The organism is Marilutibacter maris (assembly GCF_006546735.2).
In the GTDB taxonomy this organism is placed as follows: Bacteria; Pseudomonadota; Gammaproteobacteria; order Xanthomonadales; family Xanthomonadaceae; genus Marilutibacter; species Marilutibacter maris.
In genome coordinates this window covers 1-1142 of record NZ_VICD02000148.1, presented here as the reverse complement: position 1 = coordinate 1142, position 1142 = coordinate 1, and the positions used below count along the sequence as shown (strand labels likewise).

Sequence of the window (1142 nt, the reverse complement as noted above, 5' to 3'; positions counted from 1 at the left end):
CCGATGGTCTGGCCGGCCTGCGAACCCGGGCACTTGTCGTCGCAGTTGTTGACGCCGTCGCCGTCGTCGTCCAGGTCCGCGCAGCTCGGGACCGGGGCCGGCGCCGGGGCCGGGGCCTCGACGGCACGCTCGCCCAGCGGGATCACCACGCCGACCGAAGCGAGGATGTCGCCGAACCAGTCGGCGTCGCGCTCGCCATTGACGCTCTGGTCGTCGAAGTCGGCACGGTAGGCCAGCTCGGCACGCATCTTGGCGCGGCTGCCGACGTCGCCCATCACGCCCAGGCCGATCTTGGCGGCGAGGTTGCCGTCCTCACGCTCGCCCGGCGAGTTCGGGTTCGGGAACACGTCGTACTCCTCCTCCGAGCGCTGGTAACCCATGCCCATCAGCGCGTACGGGTTCCAGTTGCGGCCTTCCTGGATGAAGTGGCGGCGCAGGTCGAGCGAAATGCCGTACTGGCTCCAGTTCAGATTCTGGTTCGAATCCATGTTCGGATTCTGGTAGTTCAGCTCACCGTCGAGCGACCAGTTCGGGCTCAGGAACCGGCCCAGGCCGGCGGCGACGAACGGCGCGTTGCGGGTGCCGCGCTCGTTGTCCTGGATGTTGAAGCCGGTGGCACCGGTGATGTACCAGCGGTCGTCGTAGTCCTGCGCTGCAGCAGCCTGCGAGAACGCCAGGCCGGCGAGCAGAGCGGTGCTCAACAAGCGGATCTTCATACTCACACTCCTTGGGGTAGATCGGTCTTGGACAGGTCTTGGGATTGGGTCAGATCAATCGGATCAGTATTTCGCACGGCGGTTGCAACTCAGGGACACGCTCGCTGAGCTCCTGCCGGCACCGCGGTCACTGCGAGCGGGATCATACACTGTCAATGCGTTTGTTAAAACATCTTAACGACATACCGCAGGCAGCGTCGGCAAGCGCTTGATTCGCATCCCGCGGGCCCGGCACGCACGCCAGTGGCTGCTTTGGCCCATATTGGCGAAACCGCATCGCCCCGACGGCGCCGGGCGACACCTTGCCGGCCCGACATAATCGCGGACGATTCGCGGACAAAAAGAAACCCGGCACGGGGCCGGGTTTCCTTCGAGTCGGTGGCAGGCCCTCGGGCCCGCCGGGCCGGACTCAGTTCTGCACGTTCA

At 65.7% G+C, this 1142-nt stretch carries 1 protein-coding gene; it reads right to left on the bottom strand.

Going from position 1 to position 1142, the window contains the following annotated elements; all coding sequences use genetic code 11:
* A partial coding sequence (locus FKV24_RS09310) for a porin family protein (protein WP_141482184.1) occupies positions 1–716 on the bottom strand: 716 nt, incomplete at its 3' end.
* Positions 717–1142: the final 426 nt, after the last annotated feature.